Origin of the sequence: Leifsonia sp. EB34 (assembly GCF_041260585.1) — a bacterium.
Classification (GTDB): Bacteria; Actinomycetota; Actinomycetes; order Actinomycetales; family Microbacteriaceae; genus Leifsonia.
The window spans coordinates 1,047,585-1,068,691 of sequence record NZ_JBGCCV010000001.1 but is presented as its reverse complement, the minus strand read 5'-3'; the positions used below and the strand labels follow the sequence as shown (position 1 = coordinate 1,068,691).

Genomic DNA, 21,107 nt, shown 5'->3' with positions numbered 1-21,107 from the left:
ACGGCGGCTGTTGAACAGCCGCCGTTTCGCGTTGTCGGAGGACGTGATCACGTCTCCGAATTCGCCGGATGCCGGTCCGCCTTGATCCAGATGGGTGGGTGGGGGCGGCGGCGCTCGCGGTAGAGCCGCATGGCGAAGGGCGCCCAGAGGATGACCCCGACCCCCACCCCGACGAGCATGCCCCCGACAGTGTCCAGGAGCCAGTGAGCGCCGAGATAGGTGCGGCTGAGCATCATCAGCAGGGTGTAGATCAGGCCCGTCACCCAGACCCACGTGCGCCGGAAGATGATCGCGAGCGTCGTCGCGATGAGCGCTGCCGTTGCGCTGTGGCCGGATGGGAACGAGCCGAAGTCCGGTTGGACGATGATCGCCGCCGGCCGCGGGCGTCCGACGAGGTCCTTGATGATGGTCACGACCACGCCGCTCGTCACGGCGGCGATCACGTAGTACAGGGCGGCCCAGGGGCGGCGCCAGATCAGCAGGCCGCCGATGATCACGAGCGGGACGTAGACGATCGAACTGATCCCTCCGCCCACCTGATCGAGGACGAGCGCCGGGACCGTCCAGATCGGCGCGCGCGCCGTGACGAGCGCGTTCATCCACGCGACCTCGAAGTCGAACGGCTTGTCGGCCTGCCGGTAGAAGATCACGATCGCGAGCAGGACGACGAAGAGGAGCGCCGCCGCCGCGGAGACGACCCACCACAACCGCGCGATCTTGACCTCGGCGGGGGCATCGCTGGTGACGACCTCCTCGATCGCGTTCGCCGGCCCGCTTCCCGACCCGTGCTGGTCTGCCCCGTGCTGGCCGGTGCTCATGGCGACTCCGGCCCGGAAGCTCGCACCCGGACGGTCCGCCAGGTGTCCACGGCGATCACCCCGCCGATCACAATGAGCGAGAGCGACATCGAGGCGAGCACATCGGTCGGCCAGTGGTACCCGAGGTAGACCCGGCAGGTCGCCGTCGCGACCGCTAGGGCGAACGCGACGACGAGCGCGATGACCGCGTACACCGGGGTGCGGCGACGCGAGAAGATCAGGTAGGTCGTGATCAGGAGGAAGTCGGCGGCGCCCATCACATGCCCGGACGGGAACGACGACGTGTGGTCCACACCGATCAGCATGGCGCTGACGGGCGGCCTATGGCGACCGATGGTCGGAGCAAGGATCTGGACGGTGGCGACGCCGACGGCCATGCTCACGGCGAGCAGGAGCGGTCGCCACGCGTGTCGTGCCGCGATCCCCCACCACACCACCGTGATGAGGACGACGATCGGCAGGACGACCGGGCCGAAGACCGTGGCGACGATCGCCATCACCACGGTCAGCGTCGGCGACCGCATGCCCTCCAGCCAGGCCTGGATCGGGCGGTCGATCGCCGACAGCCCGTCGCTCTCGCGGACCGAGTCCAGCACGCCGAGGAAGCAGACCAGCCCGACCACCACGAGCACGGCCGAGACGATGTACAGGTTCCGCCGGGAGGAGGCCGACACGACCCGCTCCTCGACGAGGAACTTCTCATGCCACCGTCGACGCGTCCCCGCGCGTCCGTCGCTAAGCGCTGAGGTCATCGGAGGCTCGATCCGGCACGTACTTGTACAGTTCCCGCAGCGGCCGCACGTAGTCGTCGGACTCCGGTCGTTTGGGGAGTTTCAGCTTCTTCGGCTCGATCGTCTCGTAGGGGATCTGCGAGAGGAGGTGGCTGATGACGTTGAGGCGAGCCGACTTCTTGTCGTCGCTCTCCACCGTCCACCAGGGCGCCTCGGGGATGTCGGTCGCCTTGAACATGTCGTCCTTGGCCTGCGAATACTCCTCCCAGTGCGTGATCGAGTGGAGGTCCGTCTCGGAGAGCTTCCAGCGGCGAATCGGGTCCTTGAGCCGCTTCTCGAACCGCTTCTGCTGCTCGTCGTCGGAGACCGAGAACCAGTACTTGAAGAGCATCAGGCCGTCCTCGACGAGCAACCGCTCGAGCGCGGGAGCCTGCCGGAGGAACAGGTCGTACTGGTCGGGCGTGCAGTAGCCGAGCACATGCTCGACACCGGCGCGGTTGTACCAGGACCGGTCCATCAGCACGATCTCGCCCGCCGCGGGGAGCCGCTCGATGTAGCGCTGGAAGTACCACTGGCTCTTCTCGCGCTCGGTGGGGACGCCCAGCGCGACGACCCGGGCGGACCGCGGATTGAGGTACTGGATGATCCGCTTGATCGCGCCGCCCTTGCCCGCGGCATCCCGGCCTTCGAAGATGACGAGGACCCGGGCGCCGGTCGCGACGACCCACTGCTGCATGGCGACCAGCTCGACCTGAAGCTGCTCCAGCTCCGCTTCGTACGCAGCCTTGCTCGGTCGGTCCCCCTTCGATGTGGGTTTCTTCTTCGGAGTGCTCATCTGCCGCCTTCGCTTCGCATGGTCGAGCGAGCATACGGCGAAGGCGAAGCCAGTGCCGCGGGGTTGAACTCGCCGTTGATCGTGCTACGCGGAATAAACGCAGAGCCACATCGGCGCGGGCACGCTCTTCTTCTACGCGCGAACCGAGCGCATCGCCGGCGCCGGGTAGCCTGAAGTGTGCCGGGCGGTTGAATCCCCGAACGCAGCCGCGCGTCCTCGCCCCGCGACGGTCGCGGAATGTCCCGCACGCCGGGCGGTCCCGCCGCCCGACGCGCACGCGAGGGGTGACAGTGCATTCGAGAGGGCAGGAATGGAAACGGCAGCGTTGGAGGGCAAGGTCGCCATCGTCACCGGCGGCGGACGCGGACTGGGGCATGCGATGGCACTCGGCCTGGCCCGTGCCGGCGCCAGCGTCGTCATCTCGGCCGCGCGGCAGCCGGAGGAGATCGGCGCAGTCGCCGAAGACATCAACGCGATGCTCGGTGCGCACCGGGTGCTGGCGCTGCAGGCGGACGTGACCCAGGAAGCCGATTGCCGGCGCCTGGTCGATGACGCCATCGCTGCCTTCGGCGGCCTTCACATCCTGGTCAACAACGCCGGTCGCGGCATGAAATACGTGAGCGCGGACTTCCTGACCGAACCGACGCGGTTCTGGGAGGTCGACAGCGACACCTGGCGGACGATCGTCGATACCAACGTCAACGGTCCGTTCCTGATGGCCAAGGCGGCCGTCCCGCACCTGGTGCGCCAGCGCTGGGGCCGCATCGTCAACATCACGATGAACCACGAGACCATGCGCCGCGCCGGCTTTTCCCCATACGGCCCATCCAAGGCCGCGCTCGAGTCGGAGACCGTGATCTGGGCCCAAGACCTGGCCGGATCCGGCGTCACCGTCAACGGTCTGCTTCCTGGGGGCGCCACGGATACCGGAATGATCCCCGACGGCGTATCCGAGGAGGTGCGCAGCCGGTTGCTGCGACCGGAAGTCATGGTCGAGCCGCTGCTCTGGCTGACCTCGGAGGCCTCCGCCAACATCACCGGCGCCCGCCTGGACGCGGCGCGCTGGGACAGCGCTCTGGCGCCGGACCAGGCTGCCGCGGCCGCGCTCGGGCATGCGGGCTGGGCCGACCAGGCTGAGCACTGACCGGCCGGCCGGGGCGGCTCAGCCCGTCGAGTCAACGGCTCGACTTCGGGGCGGTGGCGGGTACGTTCGGCGCATGAGCCTGAGCCTCGTCACGTTGACGCCCGCCCAGTCCGTCGGGATCCCGGTGGCGCTGATCGGGGCTGGTTTCCTGGCGGTCGGGGCCCAACTGCAGCAGCGTGGCGTGGCGAAGGTGAATGCTCAGCCCGGCGAGGTCAAGCGGAGCGCGCTCGGGATCGGCCAGCTCCTCGCTCTGGCGCGGCGGCCGTCGTGGCTGCTGGGGACGGTGTGCCTCGGCCTCGCGATCCTGTTCCAGCTGTTCAGCCTGTTCCTCGCGCCGCTGACGGTCGTCCAGCCGCTGGGCGCGCTGGCGCTGGTCATCACGGCCATCCTGAACGCGCGCGTCACCAAGGTGAAGCTGGACGGTCGCGCGATTCGCGCGATGGCGCTCTGCGTCGTCGGAGTCGGCCTGTTCGTCGCGGTCGCCGCGCTGACGACGACCACCCCGCCGATCCAGGAGGCGCAGTTGATCGCCGTGGTGGTCATCCTCGCCGCAGTACTGCTCGTGCTGGGCGTCTGCTTCGGGCTGCTGCGCAAGCGTCTCACCCGGATCTTCTACGTGGTCGCCGCCGGGGTGCTGTTCGGGTTCGTGGCAACACTGGCAAAGGTGCTGATCGGACGCATCCAGACCATCTTCCGTGCGCACTTCCAGCTGGTGCCGGGCGACTGGCTCACCCTCGTCTGTCTGGTCGGGCTGCTCGCGGCGGCCGTCCTCGGCACCTACTTCGTGCAGACTGCGTACTCGTCCGGGTCCCCGGATGTCGTCGTCGCCGGCCTCACGGTGATCGACCCGATCGTCGGGGTGACGATCGGCGTCGTGGTTCTCGGGGAGGCGGCGCACGCACCGCTGTGGGCCGGCTTCGTGTTCGCGGTCGCCGGGGTGCTCGCCATCGTCGGCGTCATCCAGGTGTCGCGGAGCGGAGCCCGGTTGCATCCCGACGACGCCGAGTCGAAGAAGGTGACTCCCGAGCCCCCGAACGAGCACCCGGTCGCGTCCGCGTAGAACCGGATGGCAAGACGGCCGTCAGCCGGCGTTTTCTTATTCGACCACGCGAACAGACTCCCTCTCGACAACGGGCATCGGGATGAGGTGCCGCACCGGCGAACGGTCGCCCGCGAGCGCCAGCTCCATCGCGGTGCGTCCCATCTGCTCGTACGGGATGCGGGCGGTCGACAGCGCCGGCCGGAGGATCGAGGCGAGGACGTCGTCGTCGAAGGAGACGATGGAGACGTCGTCCGGGATGCGGACGCCGGCCTCCTGGAACGCCTGGTAGACGCCGAACGCGACGTTGTCGTTCAGGCAGATCAGACCGGTGAAGTCCACACCGCTGTCCAGGAGCTCCCGAGCCATCCGGTAGCCGGTCTGCGGCTCCCAGTGCCGGGCGTGCAGGTCGGCGACCAGCGTGATGCCGTGTTCTGCGAGCACCGCGTCGATGCCGGCGAAGCGGTCGAGGATGGTGACCGACTCCTCGACCGGGAGGATCTCGGGGGCGATGCGGCCGATGAGGGCGATGCGGCGGTGGCCGGCGTCCACGAGGAGCTGCGTCATGGCGGCTCCGGCGGCCCGCTCGTCGGGGAGGACGACCGGGTAGTCCGTGGTCGTGGTGGCGTTGAGCATCACGACCGGCACGTCGGCGGGGAGCGCGGGGAGGGCGACCTGGCGGGCGGCCATCGAGCCGAACACCAGCCCTGCCGCCCGACTGTCCACCATGGCGTCGAGCACCCCGCCGAGTCGCTCGGGGTGGTGGCCCGTCTCGGCGATCAGGACGGTGTGCTCGTGGTCCTCGGCGACGTCGAGGAGGCCCCGGATCATCGCGGACGCGTAACGGGTGAGCGTGACGTCGTCGGAGACGAAGCCGACGACCGGCGCCTTGCCGAACCGGAGGGTGCGGGCGGCGGGGTTCGGCCGGTAGTTGAGCTCTTCGGCGATCCGTCGCACGCGCTCGGCCGTCTCGGGGGAGAGGCGGGTGCCCGGTCGGTCGTTGAGGATGAGGCTGACGGCCGTCTTGGACAGGCCCGCCTTCGCCGCGACGTCAGCGATCGTCACCCTGTCAGACATCCGGCGCCCCCTTTGCTCTGCGGATCATTCAAGCAGGAGATTCCCCCAACGCTTGCGCAAACCTCATCCTATTGCTATTTTCGACCTTGCTAAACGCATTCAGCACATTGCTAAACGCATTCAGCACCCAGACCCGCACCCGCAGGTCCGACGATCACACATCCAATGGAGGATCACCATCGTGAGGAAGACAACCCGCCGGGCGCTCGTCGCCACGGCCGTCGTCGCGGCCACCGCGACGCTCGCACTGACCGGCTGCGCCACGGGCGGCGCCGGAGCCGGGACATCCGGCGGCCAGATCGTGATGTGGACCCACAACGCCGGCAACAAGGCCGAGCTGGGCGCCATCCAGTCGATCGTCACCGACTTCAACAAGTCGCAGTCGAAGTACACGGTCAAGGTGCAGGCATTCCCGCAGGACTCGTACAACCAGTCGGTCACGGCGGCGGCGGCCTCCAAGAAGCTGCCCTGCATCATGGACATCGACGGGCCGAACGTGCCGAACTGGGCGTGGGCCGGCTACCTCGCTCCGCTGACGGGGATGGACTCCACGCTCTCGAAGTTCCTGCCCTCGACAGTCGGCAAGTACAACGGCGCCACCTACTCCTACGGCTTCTACGACGTCGCCCTCGCGATGATCTCGCGCAAGTCCACACTCGACGCTGCGGGCATCCGCATCCCGACGGTGGACAAGCCGTGGACGCAGACCGAGTTCCAGGACGCGCTCGACAAGCTCAAGGCGTCCGGCAAGTTCCAGTACCCGGCCGACTTCTCCACCGGCTCCACCGGGGAGTGGTGGCCGTACGCGTACTCGCCGTTCCTGCAGAGCTTCGGCGGCGACCTGATCAACCGCGACGGCTACAAGACGGCCGACGGTGTGCTCAACGGGGCGAAGGCCGTCGACTGGGCGAAGTGGTTCCGTGGGCTGGTCACCAGCAACGACATCTCCGCGAAGTCGGGCGCCGACCCGGTGGCGGACTTCCTCAACGGCAAGACCGGCATCCTCTACGACGGCGGCTGGGCGGCCGACCAGGTGCGGACGGCGCTGAAGGACGACGCGGTCTTCCTCCCGTCGGTCGACCTCGGGAAGGGTCCGAAGATCGGCGGCGCCTCCTGGCAGTGGGGCGTCTCCAAGACCTGCGGCAACACCGCGGGCGCGCTGGCGTACATGAAGTTCGCGGCCGCCGACAGGTACGTGGCCCAGGTCGCCAAGGCCACGGGCACCATCCCCGCGACCGACGGCGCGGCAGCGCAGGTCCCTGGCTACCAGCCGGGCGGCGAGAACGCGATCTTCCGCGACTTCTCGAAGAAGTTCGCCGAGGTCCGTCCGGTGACCCCGGGCTACCCGTTCATCGCGACAACGTTCACCAAGGCGGCGCAGGACATCCTGAACGGCGCCGACCCGAAGTCGACCCTCGACCAGGCGGTCAAGGACATCGACGCCAACCAGAAGTCGAACAACTACTTCAAGTAGCCGGCAGGGCCGGTCCGGGAGGCACCTCCCGGGCCGGTCGGGCTGACGGACAAGGACGTCACCATGAGCACCATCACCGAGCCGGCCGCGCCCGCCGAGCGCGCCGCCTCAGCAGTACCGCACCCGGGCCGGTCGAAGCCGGCCACGGCACGAGGAAAGAAAGAAGCGGTCGTCGGGTGGGTCATGCTCGCCCCGGCCGCCGCCCTGATCGTCACCTTCCTGCTGGTCCCGATCGGCCTGACCTTCGGGCTCGCCTTCACCAACGCCCGGCTGATCTCGCCGGAACCGGCGCACTTCGTCGGCCTGGACAACTTCGTCGCCCTGTTCACCGACGACACGTTCTGGGCGTCGCTGCGGAACACGATCATCTTCACCGTGGTGATCGTTCCGCTGCAGTCGACGCTCGCCCTCGTTCTCGCCCTGCTGGTCAACTCGAGGACACGCGGCACCACCTTCTTCCGCACCGTCTACTTCCTCCCCGTGGTCACCTCGATCGTGGTGATCTCGATGCTCTGGCTGTTCCTGTACCAGAAGGACGGCCTCATCAACGTGCTGCTGTCGAAGGTCGGCATCCAGGGCCCCGACTGGCTCGGCGACCCGCACTGGGCGCTGCTCGCGATCATCCTGATGTCGGCCTGGCAGGCGATGGGCTTCCACATGATCATCTGGCTCGCCGGCCTCCAGACCATCCCCGCCGAGCTCTACGAGGCCGCGTCGCTGGACGGAGCCTCGCGGTGGCAGCAGTTCGCCCACGTCACCTGGCCAGGCCTCCGCGCGACGCGCACCTTCATCTTGATCACGATCACGATCGCGGCGTTCGGGCTGTTCTCGCAGGTGCAGATCATGACCCAGGGAGGGCCGCTCAATTCCACGACGACGCTGGTCTTCCAGGCGGTGCGCAGCGGATTCCAGCAGCAGCAGACCGGCTATGCGTCGGCGATCTCGCTGGTCTTTTTCGTGCTCGTGCTGGTCGTCACCCTCATCCAGCGATTCCTCACTCGTGACAAGGAGGCCAGGCGATGACCGACACCATCCGCGACGTCGCGGACGCCCAGACGCCGCACACCCTCGAACCGACCCGGCGGCGGCGAAGCGTCTGGCGACGCACCCTGATGCTCGTCCTCAAGATCGCGCTCGCCCTGGTGTTCGGGCTGCCGCTGGTCTTCATGATCGTCTCCAGCTTCAAACCGGACGCGCAGATCTTCGGCGACCTCGACGGCATCCAGGCGTTCCTCCCCGTCGGGAACATCAGCCTTGCCAACTACACAGGCGTGTTCGACCGCGTGCCGTTCGCGCAGTTCCTGTTCAACTCGATCCTGATCTCGGTGCTGACCGTCGGGCTGGGGCTGGTGGTGAACTCGCTGGCGGCGTTCTCGCTCTCGCGCATGCGCATCCCGGGCGGTAAGGTCGCGCTCGGCGTCATCCTGGCTACGCTGATCGTGCCGTTCGAGGTGATGGCGCTGCCGCTGCTGTGGGAGGTCAACCAGCTTCCGTACTTCGACGGCGCCCAGATCGTGCAGGGCTGGCTCGACACGTACACCGTGCAGATCGTGCCGTTCATCGCCAACGCGTTCTCGATCTTCCTCTTCTACCAGTACTTCGACTCCATCCCGAAGGAGCTGGACGAGGCGGCGCGAGTCGACGGCGCCGGCTGGTTCCGCATCTACCGCAGCATCATCATGCCGCTCGCGGGCCCCGCGATCGCCACCGTCGCGATCCTGACCTTCCTCCCGGCGTGGAACCAGTACCTGTGGCCGCTCATGGTCACCCAGAGCGAGGCGGTGCGCCCGGCGATGGTCGGCATCGACTACTTCAAACAGCTCAACACCTCATGGGGCCAGATCATGGCCTACGCCACCATCATCACCGTCCCCGTGCTGGCCCTCTTCATCGCGTTCCAGCGCTCGTTCGTCAACTCCATCGCCTCCCAGGGCTTGAAAGGCTGATCATGTTCGCACTCCCCGACAGCTGGGTCTGGGACTTCTGGCTCGCCGACGACGGAGAGAAGTACCACCTCTTCTTCCTCTACGCGTCGAAGGCCCTCAAGGACCCCGACGCCCGCCACTACCGCGCCTCCATCGGCCATGCCGTCTCCGACGACCTCGAGAACTGGACCCGCGTCGTGGACGCCCTCGTTCGCAGCGACGCCCCGGCCTTCGACGACCTGGCCACCTGGACGGGCAGCGTCGTCCGCGGCGACGACGGGCTCTGGCGCATGTTCTACACCGGCACGGTGCTGACCGCGGACGGGAACGTGCAGAGCATCGGGATGGCGACGTCCACCGACCTCTACGACTGGACCAAGAGCGACAGCAACCCGATCCTCACCGCCGACTCACGCTGGTACGAACGGCTCGCCGACGGGCACTGGCACGACGAAGCGTTCCGCGACCCGTGGGTGTACCGAGACGAGAGCATCGGCCGCTGGCGCATGCTCATCACGGCCCGCGCCAACCACGGCCGCCCCGACGACCGTGGTGTCATCGCGACCGCGCTCTCCGACGACCTCGAGACCTGGGAGCTGCAGCCTCCGTTGAGCGCGCCGGGGAGCGGGTTCGGCCAGCTCGAGGTGCTCAACACCGCCGAGATCGACGGGGAGAATGTTCTCTTGTTCTCGTGCCTGGCCCCCGACCTCGCGGACGCGCTCCGGCAGACGGGGACGACCGGCGGCACCTGGGCGATCATCGCCGACGCCGACGGCCGCTGGGACCCGACGCGCGCTCAGCAGCTCACCGACCACGATCTGTACGTCGGCCGGGTCATCCACGACCGGGTCTCGGGGGCGGCGATGTTCCTGGCGTTCGAGAACACCGGCCCGGACGGCTCGTTCGTCGGCGGCATCACCGACCCACGTCCGGTCTCGGTGCGCGACGGCGTCGTGGTGCTCGGCGACGCGTCCGACCACTCGGGGCGGACCGTACCGGTCGCCGCCTCCGGCCGGGGCTGAGAGTGCCCGTGCGCCGTGGGCCGGCCGCCATGACCGAGGCGGCCGAGGACGGGATCCTCGTGATCGGCGAGGCGCTCGTCGACATCTTCAGCGGCCCGGCCGGGACGGAGGAGGCCTTCGGCGGCGGCCCTGCGAACACGGCTCTCGCGCTCGGCCGGCTGGGTCATCGCGTGCGGCTCGCCACGGCGGTCGGCGACGACGAACGCGGTCGGGGACTGCGTGAATGGCTCGCCGCGTCGGGTGTCGCAGTGGAGGCGACGCCGATCGCCCGCACGGCGACCGCCCGCGCGACGCTCGCGGCCGACGGCTCCGCGAGCTACGTGTTCGACCTCGCCTGGGAGGCCTCCCTCGCGAGCGTGCGGCCGGCCGCGGTGGTGCACACGGGCTCGATCGCCGCCGCGCTCGAGCCCGGCGCGGCGGCCGTCGAGGGCTTCCTGCGGTCCGCGCGGGCGACCGCCATCGTGAGCGTCGACCCGAACATCCGCGCCTCGCTCTGCGACGAGGGCTCGCGCGCCCGGATCGAACGGATCCTCGCGCTCGCCGATGTCATCAAACTGAGCGACGAGGACCTTGCGTGGCTGGCACCCGGGTCGTCACCGCGCAACGCGGCCGCCCGCTGGTTGAGCGATGGGGCCGAGCTGGTGGTGGTGACCAGGGGAGCGCGCGGCTCGCTGGCGTTCGCGCACGGTGGCAGCGTGGCGTGCGACGCGGTGCGCGTCGACGTGGTCGACACGGTCGCGGCGGGTGACACGTTCACCGCGGCGCTGCTGGACGGGCTCGTAGCGGAAGGGCTGGCCGGCGCCGACCGGCGGGACGCCCTGCGCGCGATCGATACCGAGGCGCTGGCGCGACTGCTGTCGCGGGCCTCCCGCGCGGCGGCGATCACCGTGAGCAGGAGGGGAGCGAACCCTCCGACGCGCGCCGAACTCGGCGTGGAGGCAGGCTCGGAGCGGTGATCCCGGGTCGGGATCGGGTCAGTCGTTGGACAAAAGGATCATCCTGATCTATTTTGTTCTCTGGCGGGACGACGCTGTCCCGAGGCGCTCGCCGGAGAGTCACCCGCTCCGCCGCCGTATCCCCCAACGCTGAAGGAGTACCTGTGACAGAGCAGAGGCCAACCACCGGGAGCACTCTCGGTCTGGAGGTGCGGTCGATCGATTACGTCCCGCACCACGAGCGTCACGGCAAGGTGTGGCACATCGGCCCGCTGTGGTTCATGTCCAACGCGCAGATCGCGACCCTCGCGGTCGGTGTGGTGAGCATCGCGGCCGGCGGCAACCTGATCTGGTCGATCATCGCCATCGTCCTCGGCCTGCTGGTCGGCACGATCTTCATGGCCGCGCACTCGTCGCAGGGGCCGCAGCTCGGCCTGCCGCAGATGATCCAGTCCCGCCCGCAGTTCGGCTACATCGGCGCGCTGCTCGTGTGGCTTTTCGCGTTCCTGCAGTACGCCGGCTTCAACATCTTCAACACCGTCCTCGCGGGCGACTCGATCACCGGGGCGATCCACGTCGGGCACGGCGCCGACGCGTTCTGGTTCTGGCTGGTCACCATCGTCTGCGCGGCGGTCGCCCTCTTCGGCTACGACCTCATCCACAAGATGGAGCGATACCTCACCTACGTGACGGTCGTCGTGCTCGCCCTGCTCACCATCGCGGCGCTGGTGCACCTGCACCTCCCGGCCGGATCGTTCGACATCGCGCACTTCAACGCGCTGGCGTTCTTCTCGCAGTTCGGCGTCGTCGCCGGCTACCAGATCTCGTGGGCCATCTACGTCTCCGACTACTCGCGCTACCTGCCGGCCGACACCCCGCCGAAGACGACCTTCCGCTGGACGTTCTGGGGGAGCGCCATCGGCGGCGCGTGGATGATCCTGCTCGGGGCCTACCTGGCCGCGGCGGTCAAGGACTTCAACGCCAGCGACCCGGTGGCGGCGATCCGCGATGTCGCCGACAGCCTCTTCCCGGGCTTCGGCATCATCGCCCTGCTGGTCATCGCGTTCGGGCTGATGGCGGTCATCATCCTCAACATGTACGGCGGATCGCTGACCCTGATCTCCTCGATCGACAGCATCCGCAAGGTGCGGCCGACCCTCAAGGTCCGGGTGATCACGGTGGGCATCACCGCGGCCATCTCCGGCGTGCTCTCGCTCTACGCCTCCAGCGACTTCGCCGCGGTCTTCGCGGACTTCCTGCTGCTGGTGCTGTACTTCTTCATCCCGTGGACGGCGATCAACCTCACCGACTACTTCATCGTGCGCAAGGGCCACTACGCGATCGGCGAGATCTTCAAGCCGCACGGCATCTACAAGCGCTGGGGCTGGGCCGGGATCGTCTCCTACTTGGTCGCCTTCGCCTGCATGGTCCCGTTCTTCAGCATCGGCACGTTCTTCACCGGGATCGTGGCGCAGCACATGGGCGGCGTCGACATCTCGCTGTTCATCGGACTGCCCGTCGGCGGCGTGCTCTACTGGCTCTTCACCCGGAACCTCGACCTCGCCGCGGAGCGGGCGCTGGCCGAGCAGCAGGCCGCTGACCTCGAGAACGCGGCTCCGGAGGGCGAGGACCTGGCCGGCGTCATCGTCGACTGATTCCCGCGGCCGCTCGCGCCGGATGTCCGATCAGTTTTCGGCGTCCGGCGCGGGCGTTCGCGCTCCCTCGTCGCCCGCGCCGGCGATGCCGACGAACATCGAGCGATGGAGGGTCTGGACATGCGCCTCCATGATCGCTACGGCAGCCACCGGGTCGTGCCGGCGGAGGGCGTCGACGACCTCCGCGTGCTCGGCGTTGACGCGGTGGAGATAGGCGACCGGGTACGGCAGGAAGTACTCGTACAGGGCGTACAGCGTCGCGCTGTAGTGGGGGAGAGCCCACGGCAGGCCGCTCGCGCGGGCGATGGCCAGGTGCAGCGCCTCGTCGGCGGAGTGGTAGCCGCTCCAGTCCTCGGCCCGCGCCGCCTGCTCGACGTAGCGGTCGAGCTCGGCGAGCTGGGCGTCGGTGATGACGAGCGCCGCGTGATGGACGACGGCGCACTCGAGCAGCGTCCGGCGGTCGATCAGCTCGTGCACCTTCGCGGCGTCGCCGAGGTAGGCGCCGACGGCGGCCACGGCGGAGGCCGCGGAGGGCTCCGCCACGAAGGTGCCACCCGCCCGGCCGCGCCGCCGGGCCAGCAGGCCGTCGTCGGCGAGGCTCTCGAGCGCCCGGCGGGCGGTGATGTCGCTCACCCCGAGGGCGTCGGCGACCTGGCGGTAGGTCGGCAGGCGGTCTCCGCGCGCGAGGAGGCCCAGCTCGATCGCGAGCGCGATGCGGGCCCGCACCGTCTCCAGCGCGCTCAGGCGCGTGATGCCTGCGACGGCCGGGTCCACGAGGGCTGCTACGGCCGCGCCGGCGCCCTCGCCCGCCTCGTCATTCCCCGACGTCATGCCGTCCACCCTAGCGGCGGATGGTGGACATAAGCGATCATAATGATCTATTTTTGCTGTGAGCGATCGACGAACGAAGGAGCGAGACGATGGCACGAACCCTGCAGGTCGTAGGAGTCCAGGCGCCTCCGCTGCCGCTCGGGACTCCGCTGGACGTTTTCGCAGACGAGGTGCGGTCGATCGCCGACGCGCACCCGCACCCGGGCGCCCGACTCGTCGTCTACCCCGAGCTTCACCTCTTCGGGCCGGAGCACGCCGCCCCGGCGGACCGCAACGACCTGCTCGACGCCTGCGCCGTCGCCCTGGACTCGCCGCTGATCGCCGAGCTCGGCGCCATCGCGCGGAAAGCGGGCGTCTGGCTCGTGCCGGGCAGTGTGTGCGAGCGCGGGCCGGCGGGGGAGCTGTTCAACACGGCGCTGGTCTTCTCGCCGTCGGGCGAGCTGACCGCGAGCTACCGCAAGATCTTCCCGTGGCGGCCCTACGAGCCCTACGTGCCCGGCGGCGAGTTCGTCGTGTTCGACATCCCCGGCACCGGACGTCTCGGCCTCTCGATCTGCTACGACGCGTGGTTCCCGGAGGTCACCCGGCACCTGGCGTGGCTGGGCGCCGAGGCCGTCGTCAACGTCGTCAAGACCACCACCCCGGACCGCGCTCAGGAGGTCGTGCTCGCGCAGGCCAACTCGATCGTCAACCAGACCTTCACCGTCAGCGTCAACTGCGCCGGCCCGATCGGCGAGGGCCGCAGCCTCATCGTGGACCCGGAGGGCGCCGTCCTCGCCGCCGCCTCGGGCGCCGACGCGGCGGTGCTCGTCGAGACGATCGACCTGGACGCCGTCACGCGGGTGCGCGAGTCCGGCACCGCCGGCTCCAACCGCATGTGGGCCCAGTTCCAGCCGACGGACGCGCCTCTCGAGCTGCCGCTCTACTCCGGCCGCATCGACCCCGCACGGTGGGCTCCGTCCGCGGCGGTCGCCGGGGACGCGACGCGCTGAGACCGACGTATGCTTGTCCGCGGCCGTCCGGACGGGGCGGCGGTTCAGGCGGGAGAGGAGAACTGGTGCGCATCACCCTCGCCCAGATCGACTCCGACGACGATATCCAGCGCAACCTCGGGCTCATCCGCACGGCCGCGGAAGCGGCCGTCGCGCAGGGCGCGGAGCTGGTGGTCTTCCCCGAGTACGCGATGTACGAGAAGCGCGCCGTCGACGAGACCTTCGCGACCGCGGCCCAACCTGTCGACGGGCCGTTCGTGTCCGCGCTCGCGGAGCTGGCCGCCGCCCTCGGCATCGCGATCGTCGCGGGCATCGTGGAGAAGTCGGACGACGACCCGCGACCGCACAACACGCTGATCGCGGTCGACGCGACCGGCTCGGTGATCGCCCGCTACCGCAAGCTCCACCTGTTCGACTCGTTCGGCTTCCGCGAGTCGGAGTGGATCGCGCCCGGCGACTCCCTCGAGCCGGTCGTCTTCGAGGTCGGTGGGCTGACGTTCGGGCTGATGACCTGCTACGACCTCCGCTTCCCCGAACTGGGCCGCCGCCTCGCCGACGCCGGTGCGCACGTGGTCCTGGCCTGCTCCTCCTGGGTTCCGGGCGCGGGCAAGGTCGACCAGTGGCGCACACTGGCGAAAGCCCGCGCCATCGAGAACACCTGCTTCGTCGTCGCCGTCTCGCAGTCGGCGCCGATCTCGATCGGCACGAGCCTGCTGGCCGACCCGTTCGGCGCTGTCGTGGGCGAGCTGGGCGACAGCCCGGCGATCACGACCTTCGAGCTGGCCGCGGCGGATGTGGACGCGGCACGCGAGCGGAATCCCGCGCTTCGGCAGCGGCGGTATGGCGCGTCGCGGTAGACGAGTCTCCGGTTGAACGACGACGAGGGGCGCAGCTGATGCTGTGCCCCTCGGCTTCACTGACGCGGTGCGCGTCAGCGGCTGATGTATGCGCCGTCGGTGTCGTGCTCCAGCGTGTAGTAGCGCGTGCTGCGGGTCTGCGCAGACAGCGTCCAGGAGCGCTCGAAGCGCCGACCGGTGGCGTCGTACTCGACCACGATGCGATCTGCGGCGGTGTCGAGTTGCGACGTCCACTGCCGGGGAGAGCCGAGGCCCTCTGCCTGAAGCACGACCTGGGGACCGGCCGTGCGGGGCTGGCGGCTGAGTTCGGCCACCTGGGCGGCGTTGAGCCGGGCTTCGCTCACGGTGCGTGTCGTCATTTCCACGTTCATTGAACCGCCAATATAAATAAACGTTTAGTTGTATAGTAGACCATGTCGACAGAAAAAGAAAGCGCGAGGGAGCTGGGGATGGCAAGACGGTACGACCGCGAGGAGAGCGTTCGCCTGCTCCTGGAGGCGAGCGCCGCGGAGTTCGCCCGCCACGGCGTCGGAGGCGCGCGCATCGATCGCATCGCCGACCGCGCCGAGGTCAACAAGGCCTCGATCTACACGTACATCGGCAACAAGGACGACCTCTTCCAGGCCGCCTTGCAGTCCAAGCTCGGCCAGCTCGCCGGGAGGGTCACGATCCAGTCCGACGATCTCGCCGCGTACGCGGGAGACCTGTTCGACTTCCTCACAGCGGAGCCGGTGGTGGCGTGGCTGTTCGAGCAGGAGGGCCTGCACTACGGTTCCGAGGAGGTCCCGGGTCAGGCGGAGAGGTCGGACTATTTCGGTTCCCGCGTCGCCACCGTCCGTGAGGCGCTCGGCGGCGACGGGGACGCCGAGGCCATCTTCTTCTCCATCATCGCGATGTGCTACTGGTATGTCGCCGCACCGCAGATGGTCCGGATGGTGTTCGGCGGCGCCTCGCCCGAGGAGGCCAGGAGTCGTTACCGGGCGCACCTCGCGGCGACCGCGCGAGCGATGATCGCCAAGTGAGCCCACGCGCTCGCACCGGTGGCCCGGGGTGTGTCCCCGGGCCACCGGTGCGTCGGTTCGGGCGCTGCGACTACTGGGCGATGCCGTTGCTGTAGGTGGTCACGGTCTGCGGCTTGCCGCTGTTCGTGCCCGTCGCGGCGGAGCCCTGGCCGTCGATGACGTGGTCGATCGTGCCGGCGTTCTTGTTCAGCGCGACCGTGCTGAGGTCGTGCATCACCACGCCGGGCGTGTTCGGGACCTCGAACGACTGGGTCGCGTGGAGCGTCGGGTCGACGTTGGTGTAGATGTAGCTGCCCAGGCCCCACGCCTCGTGGGTCTGGACGGTGTCCGCCACCTTGTAGGCGGCGTAGCCGTCGACGCCGTCGTGCTGCCACGCCGCCTGGTCGGGCGCGTCGTAGGGCAGCTCGTTCTGGAAGAACACGGTCCGGCCGCGTTCGCCGTTCCACACGACGTTGTACTTCTGGTAGTGCTCGACGAACAGACCGGTCGCGGTCACGTCGTCGCCGTTCACGACGAGCCCGGTGTCGGCCGTGTTCACCGTCCAGCCGACCGAGCCGGCCACGCCGTGGTCCGCGCGCCACGCCCAGATGTCGTCGAGGATGGTGTGGTCGGTGTTGACCTCCAGGCTCGTGGTGGCCTTGCCGACGTGCGGGCCGCCGATCCGGAAGAACACGTCCTGCAACGCGGTCGGGTCGCTCGCGGAAGCCACGTGCGGGCCGCCCTTGTCGTGGCCGCTGCCGACCTGGAGGAGGGTGGGCGAGTTCACCGGTCCCGCGTCGAAGGTCAGGCCGGCGATGTCGACGCCCTGGACATCGGCCACCGTCATCGGGATAGCACCGTCCTGCGCCGTCAGGGTGGCCATGCCGAGCCCGAGCACGACGGTGTCGGCCCGCTTCACGGCGATGCTCTGCGCCACGTCGTACACGCCGGGGGTGACGAGCAGGTTCTTCCCCTGCGCCAGCGCGGAGTTGATCTTCGCGATGGAGTCACCGGGATGGGCGACGAAGAAGCTGCTCAACGGCAGCGACTGGCCGGGGGTGTGGCCGTTCGCCCAGGTGGTGCCCGTGGAGTTCGTCTGCGCGCTGGGCACGAACACGCGGTAGTTCCCCTCCGCATCCACGTACAGGTACGGCTTCTCGCGGGACACCGGCGTCGCCGTCAGCGTGGTGTAGGCGGGGTTGGGGAAGGATTGCGCCGGCGCGTTGATGTCGCCGGAGAACACCTGGTTCCACACCGCGTTGGACCAGCCCGCGCCGAGGTCGGTGTTGCGCACGTAGAACTGCTGCTGCGATCCGTTGAGCGCTCCGCCCTCCAGCCGCGAGTCGGCCACGAAGCCGCCGCTCGCGTAGTTCGGGTTGTCGCAGTAGGGCATGAACGTGGTGTAGTTCTTGACGTCCACCCGCCGCATCGGGGCGGCCTGCGACACCGCCCACATCTCGTTGCCGGTGTGGCATCCGTCGGACGTCGGGACCACGTGGATGGTCAGGTTGGACACGGAGCGCCAGAAGGTGTCCAAGGCGCCGCTGCCGTTCTTGCCCGTCGCGGTCACCCCGCCGTTGATGGTGACGGCCGAGGGGTCCTGGCCGAGGCCGTCGACCTCGGTGTAGTAGCCCACTTTGACGTCCAGCGGCTGGGACGCCGACCCGTAGGTGCCGGGCTTGAACAGGAGGGTGTACCGCTGGGTGCCCATCTCGTTGTCGACCTGCTGCGCGTAGATCGAGTCCACCTTCGCCTGGATGTCGCTCTGCGGCATGTCCGGCGAGAAGACGATCACATTGGGTCCGAGGTCGGTCTCCGGAGGAGGCGGGGCGGCACTGGCGGCCTGAGTGGACGCGAGCACGCCGAGGACGGCCGCGCCGACCGCGACCGCCAATCCGAGGGGACGTCGATGCGATCGAACCGTGGCGATCGGCTGTCGTTGCGAGGTTGACACCTGAACCTGCTTCCGTCGAGGCGGCAGCCGCGCCGTCCTTTCCGCGGATGCGTTCTCCGGGTGGGCATCATCGGCCGCCTGAGTAGCGAATTGCGGCAGCTTAACCGGTTCAATGCGAGGTCGTCAACGGATTGCCAACGGTTTGCCAAACGGTTTGCCAAACGCAGCAACCGCTTCGGCGCGGGTCCTCAGACCGAACCCGGGTGCGTCCCCAGCACGTAGGTCTGAATCGCGATCACCGCCGCTCCGCGGCACCATTCGAGGTTGTCGCCGGAGGTCGTGATCAGGTCGAGGCGCTTCGCCCGCGGGTCGCGGTCGGCGGCGATACCCTGGTCGATGGCCTCGCGGGCGACCTCGACCAGGCGGACTCCCTCTCCGCCGAGGACGATGCGCTCGGGCATCGTCAGGTTGGCCACCGCTGCCAGCAGGCGGCCGAGGCCGCGGCCGGCGTCGTCGACGACCCGGCGCGCGGCGGGCTCGCCCGCGACCGCCAGGGTGAGGGCCTCGTCGTAGCTCACGTCGCGACCGAGCGCGGTGCCGACCTCGTGCACGATGGCCGCCTGGGTGAGGACGCTGCGGGCGCAGCCGCGGTGGCCGGCCGGGCACAGCGGACCCATCGGATCCAGCGGCCAGTGGCCGATGAGGCCGATGCCGGCGTCGTCGTCGGCCACGATGCCGTCGTGGATGACGAGGCCGTAGCCCACGCCCGCGCCGAGGGTGATCACGGCGAAGCGGTCCAGGCCGCGGCCGTAGCCGAACCAGTGCTCCGCCTCCGTGAAGGCGACGACGTCGTTCTCGATGACGGTGGAGATGCCGGTGCGCTGCTCGATCATGTCGACCAGGGGCACGTCCTCCCACTCCAGGAACGCCGCGCTCGCGACGCGCGAGTTGTCGGCGATGCGGCCGCCGAGGCCGACACCGAGGGCAGTCACCGGCGGGATGTCGCGGGCGAGCCGCCCGGCCAGCTCGGCGATGGCGTCCGCGACGGTCTCCGGGTCGCGCGAGCCGAACTCGACCATGTCGGTCGCGATCACGTTCGCGCGGAGGTCGGTGGCGACGCCCTGCACCCGGTCGGCCATCAGCTTCATGCCGATGAAGTGGCGCGAGGTCGACACGATGTCCAGCGGGCGGGACGGCCGCCCCGTGCGTCCCTCGGCCAGCTCGCCGGTCTCCACCAGGAGCCCCGTCTCGATCAGCGGCGCGCTCAAGCGGGTGAGCGATCCGGGGGAGAGGTCCAGCCGCCGGGCGATCTCACTCCGCGAGAGCGGGCCGTTGAGGAGGACCTCGAGCGCGACGGACCGCGAGGCGCCAGCCTCGGGCGCCCATGTCGGTGCGGTGACGGTCACTGGTCCTCCTTCGGCTGCATGGATTCCCTCACTTTGGCATACGGAGATTGTTTCGTCAATCAACGAACACGGCGCAAAATAACCGATTCAGGAGGTTGTTGACAGCGGGTTGTTTTTGTCATAGAAATAACTCCACACCGCGGGGCCCGCACCGAGCGCCCCCTTCCGACAGGAGAACTGCAATGAAGCGTTCCACCGCATTGGCCGCGACGGCGGCGCTCGCGGCATCCATCGCACTGGTCGCCAGTGGGTGCTCCGCCGCCTCGGGCGGCTCCTCCGACGGCTCGTCCAGCCACCCGGTCACCCTGACGTTCTGGGGCTCCTACGGAAACGGCGGCAACTCCGCCCAGCAGGACGCGCTCAACAAGACCCTCATCCCCGCCTTCGAGAAGGCCAACCCGGGCATCACCGTGAACTACGTGGACATCCCGTACGACAGCCTGCTGCAGAAGCTGACCACCAGCGCGGCCGGCGGCAGCCTCCCGGACCTTGTCCGCTCCGACATCGGCTGGGTGCCGCAGCTCGCCCAGCTCGGCGTCCTCACGCCGCTGTCGAACTCGATGTCCGACTTCGGGACGCTCTCCAAGGCGGTCTACCCGGGCACGCTCACGACGAACAAGTACAACGGCAAGTACTACGGTCTGCCGCTCGACACGAACACGCGCGTGCTGATCACCTCCCAGAAGGCGCTCGACGCGGCGGGGATGAGCGCTCCGCCCAAGACCTTCGGCGACCTCCAGCAGATGGCCGCGAAGCTCAAGGGCACCGGCGTCTCGGTCTTCGCCGACGGCGGGCTCGGCGGCTGGAACATCTACCCGTGGATCTGGTCCAACGGCGGCGAGATCACCAACGCGAGCCTGACCAAGGCGAGCGGCTACCTCGACGGCGCCAAGTCCGTCGCGGCGGTGCAGATGCTGGTCGACCTCTACAAGGAGGGCCAGATCCCGAACCTGATCACGGGCAACCAGGGCGCGACCTCCACCTCCGACGGCCTGCCGACGGGGAAGTACGCGACCATCCTCGACGGACCGTGGATGAAGGCGATCTGGGCCGGGCAGTACAAGGACTTCACGCCGATCTACGCCCCCGTGCCGAAGGGCGACGGCGCCTCCACCAGCGTGGTCGGCGGCGAGGACATCGTGCTCACGGCCTCCTCGAAGAACCAGACGGCGGCGGAGAAGTTCATCCGCTTCACCCAGTCGGAGCAGTTCCAGATCGCGATGGCCAAGACCGGCCAGATGACGGTGATCCCGGCCTTCGCCGCCAAGCAGGCCGCGATCGACCCCTACTTCACCACGTTCGCGGACCAGCTCAAGACGGCGAAGTCGCGGCTGGCCATCCCGCAGGGGGCGAAGGTCGACGGCATCCTGAGCGCCGCCCTGACCCCCGCCTTCACCGGAAGCACCAGCGTGAAGGACGCCCTCACCACGGCGGCCCAGCAGATCGATCCGCTGCTGACCGGAAAGTGAAC

20 protein-coding genes are annotated in these 21,107 nt (G+C 68.9%); 12 read left to right on the top strand and 8 right to left on the bottom strand.

Annotated features, from left to right (window positions below):
• Positions 1-47 precede the first annotated feature (47 nt).
• The 3 genes from ABIA36_RS05015 to ppk2 are packed head-to-tail and all read right to left on the bottom strand — an operon-like array spanning position 48 to position 2,384.
• Complete coding sequence (locus ABIA36_RS05015) at positions 48-818, bottom strand: phosphatase PAP2 family protein (RefSeq protein WP_369961176.1); 771 nt, start codon at positions 816-818, stop codon at positions 48-50.
• Entirely contained in the window at positions 815-1,570 is a 756-nt protein-coding gene (locus ABIA36_RS05010) for a phosphatase PAP2 family protein (protein ID WP_369961175.1), read from the bottom strand. Before ABIA36_RS05010 ends, ABIA36_RS05015 begins: the two co-directional genes overlap by 4 nt.
• Entirely contained in the window at positions 1,554-2,384 is an 831-nt protein-coding gene (gene ppk2, locus ABIA36_RS05005) for a polyphosphate kinase 2 (RefSeq protein ID WP_369961174.1), read from the bottom strand. The genes ABIA36_RS05010 and ppk2 overlap by 17 nt, the downstream gene beginning before the upstream one ends.
• A 310-nt stretch (positions 2,385-2,694) precedes the next feature.
• Here ppk2 and ABIA36_RS05000 point away from each other — a divergent pair, with 310 nt between their 5' ends.
• Both ABIA36_RS05000 and ABIA36_RS04995 read left to right on the top strand, forming a co-directional pair.
• The gene (locus ABIA36_RS05000; protein ID WP_369961173.1) at positions 2,695-3,528 is read left to right on the top strand and encodes an SDR family NAD(P)-dependent oxidoreductase; all 834 of its coding nucleotides are present in this window, start codon (positions 2,695-2,697) and stop codon (positions 3,526-3,528) included.
• 73 nt (positions 3,529-3,601) lie between these two features.
• On the top strand, positions 3,602-4,588 hold the full coding sequence (locus ABIA36_RS04995; protein ID WP_369961172.1) for a DMT family transporter: 987 nt from the start codon (positions 3,602-3,604) through the stop codon (positions 4,586-4,588).
• Between the two features lie 36 nt (positions 4,589-4,624).
• On the opposite strand, the gene ABIA36_RS04990 is transcribed toward ABIA36_RS04995, so the two are convergent.
• Complete coding sequence (locus ABIA36_RS04990) at positions 4,625-5,644, bottom strand: LacI family DNA-binding transcriptional regulator (protein ID WP_369961171.1); 1,020 nt, start codon at positions 5,642-5,644, stop codon at positions 4,625-4,627.
• A 181-nt stretch (positions 5,645-5,825) separates the two neighbouring features.
• Between ABIA36_RS04990 and ABIA36_RS04985 the strand changes: the two genes are divergently transcribed.
• The 6 genes from ABIA36_RS04985 to ABIA36_RS04960 all read left to right on the top strand — a co-directional run bounded on the left by ABIA36_RS04985 (position 5,826) and on the right by ABIA36_RS04960 (position 12,655).
• Positions 5,826-7,118, top strand: coding sequence for a sugar ABC transporter substrate-binding protein (locus ABIA36_RS04985; protein WP_369961170.1), 1,293 nt, complete (start codon positions 5,826-5,828; stop codon positions 7,116-7,118).
• A 63-nt stretch (positions 7,119-7,181) separates the two neighbouring features.
• Positions 7,182-8,141, top strand: a complete 960-nt coding sequence (locus tag ABIA36_RS04980; RefSeq protein WP_369961169.1) for a carbohydrate ABC transporter permease — start codon at positions 7,182-7,184, stop codon at positions 8,139-8,141.
• Complete coding sequence (locus ABIA36_RS04975; RefSeq protein ID WP_369961168.1) at positions 8,138-9,064, top strand: carbohydrate ABC transporter permease; 927 nt, start codon at positions 8,138-8,140, stop codon at positions 9,062-9,064. Before ABIA36_RS04980 ends, ABIA36_RS04975 begins: the two co-directional genes overlap by 4 nt.
• Positions 9,065-9,066: 2 nt before the next feature.
• On the top strand, positions 9,067-10,065 hold the full coding sequence (locus ABIA36_RS04970) for a glycosyl hydrolase family 32 (protein ID WP_369961167.1): 999 nt from the start codon (positions 9,067-9,069) through the stop codon (positions 10,063-10,065).
• Positions 10,066-10,094: 29 nt separating this feature from the next.
• Positions 10,095-11,021: a PfkB family carbohydrate kinase gene (locus ABIA36_RS04965; protein WP_369961166.1), complete on the top strand. Its 927-nt coding sequence runs from the start codon at positions 10,095-10,097 to the stop codon at positions 11,019-11,021.
• Between the two features lie 143 nt (positions 11,022-11,164).
• Entirely contained in the window at positions 11,165-12,655 is a 1,491-nt protein-coding gene (locus ABIA36_RS04960; RefSeq protein WP_369961165.1) for a cytosine permease, read from the top strand.
• Positions 12,656-12,685: 30 nt separating this feature from the next.
• Here the strand turns inward: ABIA36_RS04960 and ABIA36_RS04955 are convergent, their stop codons facing one another.
• Complete coding sequence (locus ABIA36_RS04955; protein WP_369961164.1) at positions 12,686-13,486, bottom strand: FadR/GntR family transcriptional regulator; 801 nt, start codon at positions 13,484-13,486, stop codon at positions 12,686-12,688.
• An 89-nt stretch (positions 13,487-13,575) separates the two neighbouring features.
• On the opposite strand from ABIA36_RS04955, the gene ABIA36_RS04950 reads away from it, so the two are divergent.
• Positions 13,576-14,478 carry a carbon-nitrogen hydrolase family protein gene (locus ABIA36_RS04950; RefSeq protein ID WP_369961163.1) on the top strand — a complete coding sequence of 301 codons (903 nt, stop codon included), beginning with the start codon at positions 13,576-13,578 and terminating at the stop codon, positions 14,476-14,478.
• Positions 14,479-14,543: 65 nt separating this feature from the next.
• Positions 14,544-15,335, top strand: a complete 792-nt coding sequence (locus ABIA36_RS04945) for a carbon-nitrogen hydrolase family protein (protein ID WP_369961162.1) — start codon at positions 14,544-14,546, stop codon at positions 15,333-15,335.
• A 74-nt stretch (positions 15,336-15,409) separates the two neighbouring features.
• Here ABIA36_RS04945 and ABIA36_RS04940 read toward each other — a convergent pair whose 3' ends face one another.
• On the bottom strand, positions 15,410-15,694 hold the full coding sequence (locus ABIA36_RS04940; RefSeq protein ID WP_369961161.1) for a hypothetical protein: 285 nt from the start codon (positions 15,692-15,694) through the stop codon (positions 15,410-15,412).
• A 90-nt stretch (positions 15,695-15,784) separates the two neighbouring features.
• On the opposite strand from ABIA36_RS04940, the gene ABIA36_RS04935 reads away from it, so the two are divergent.
• A complete protein-coding gene (locus tag ABIA36_RS04935; protein ID WP_369961160.1) occupies positions 15,785-16,357 on the top strand; it encodes a TetR/AcrR family transcriptional regulator in 573 nt (190 codons plus the stop codon).
• A 70-nt stretch (positions 16,358-16,427) separates the two neighbouring features.
• On the opposite strand, the gene ABIA36_RS04930 is transcribed toward ABIA36_RS04935, so the two are convergent.
• Complete coding sequence (locus ABIA36_RS04930; protein WP_369961158.1) at positions 16,428-18,290, bottom strand: adenylyl cyclase; 1,863 nt, start codon at positions 18,288-18,290, stop codon at positions 16,428-16,430.
• A 188-nt stretch (positions 18,291-18,478) separates the two neighbouring features.
• The gene (locus tag ABIA36_RS04925; RefSeq protein WP_369961157.1) at positions 18,479-19,636 is read right to left on the bottom strand and encodes an ROK family protein; all 1,158 of its coding nucleotides are present in this window, start codon (positions 19,634-19,636) and stop codon (positions 18,479-18,481) included.
• Between the two features lie 182 nt (positions 19,637-19,818).
• On the opposite strand from ABIA36_RS04925, the gene ABIA36_RS04920 reads away from it, so the two are divergent.
• Positions 19,819-21,105, top strand: coding sequence for an extracellular solute-binding protein (locus ABIA36_RS04920; RefSeq protein ID WP_369961156.1), 1,287 nt, complete (start codon positions 19,819-19,821; stop codon positions 21,103-21,105).
• Positions 21,106-21,107: the final 2 nt, after the last annotated feature.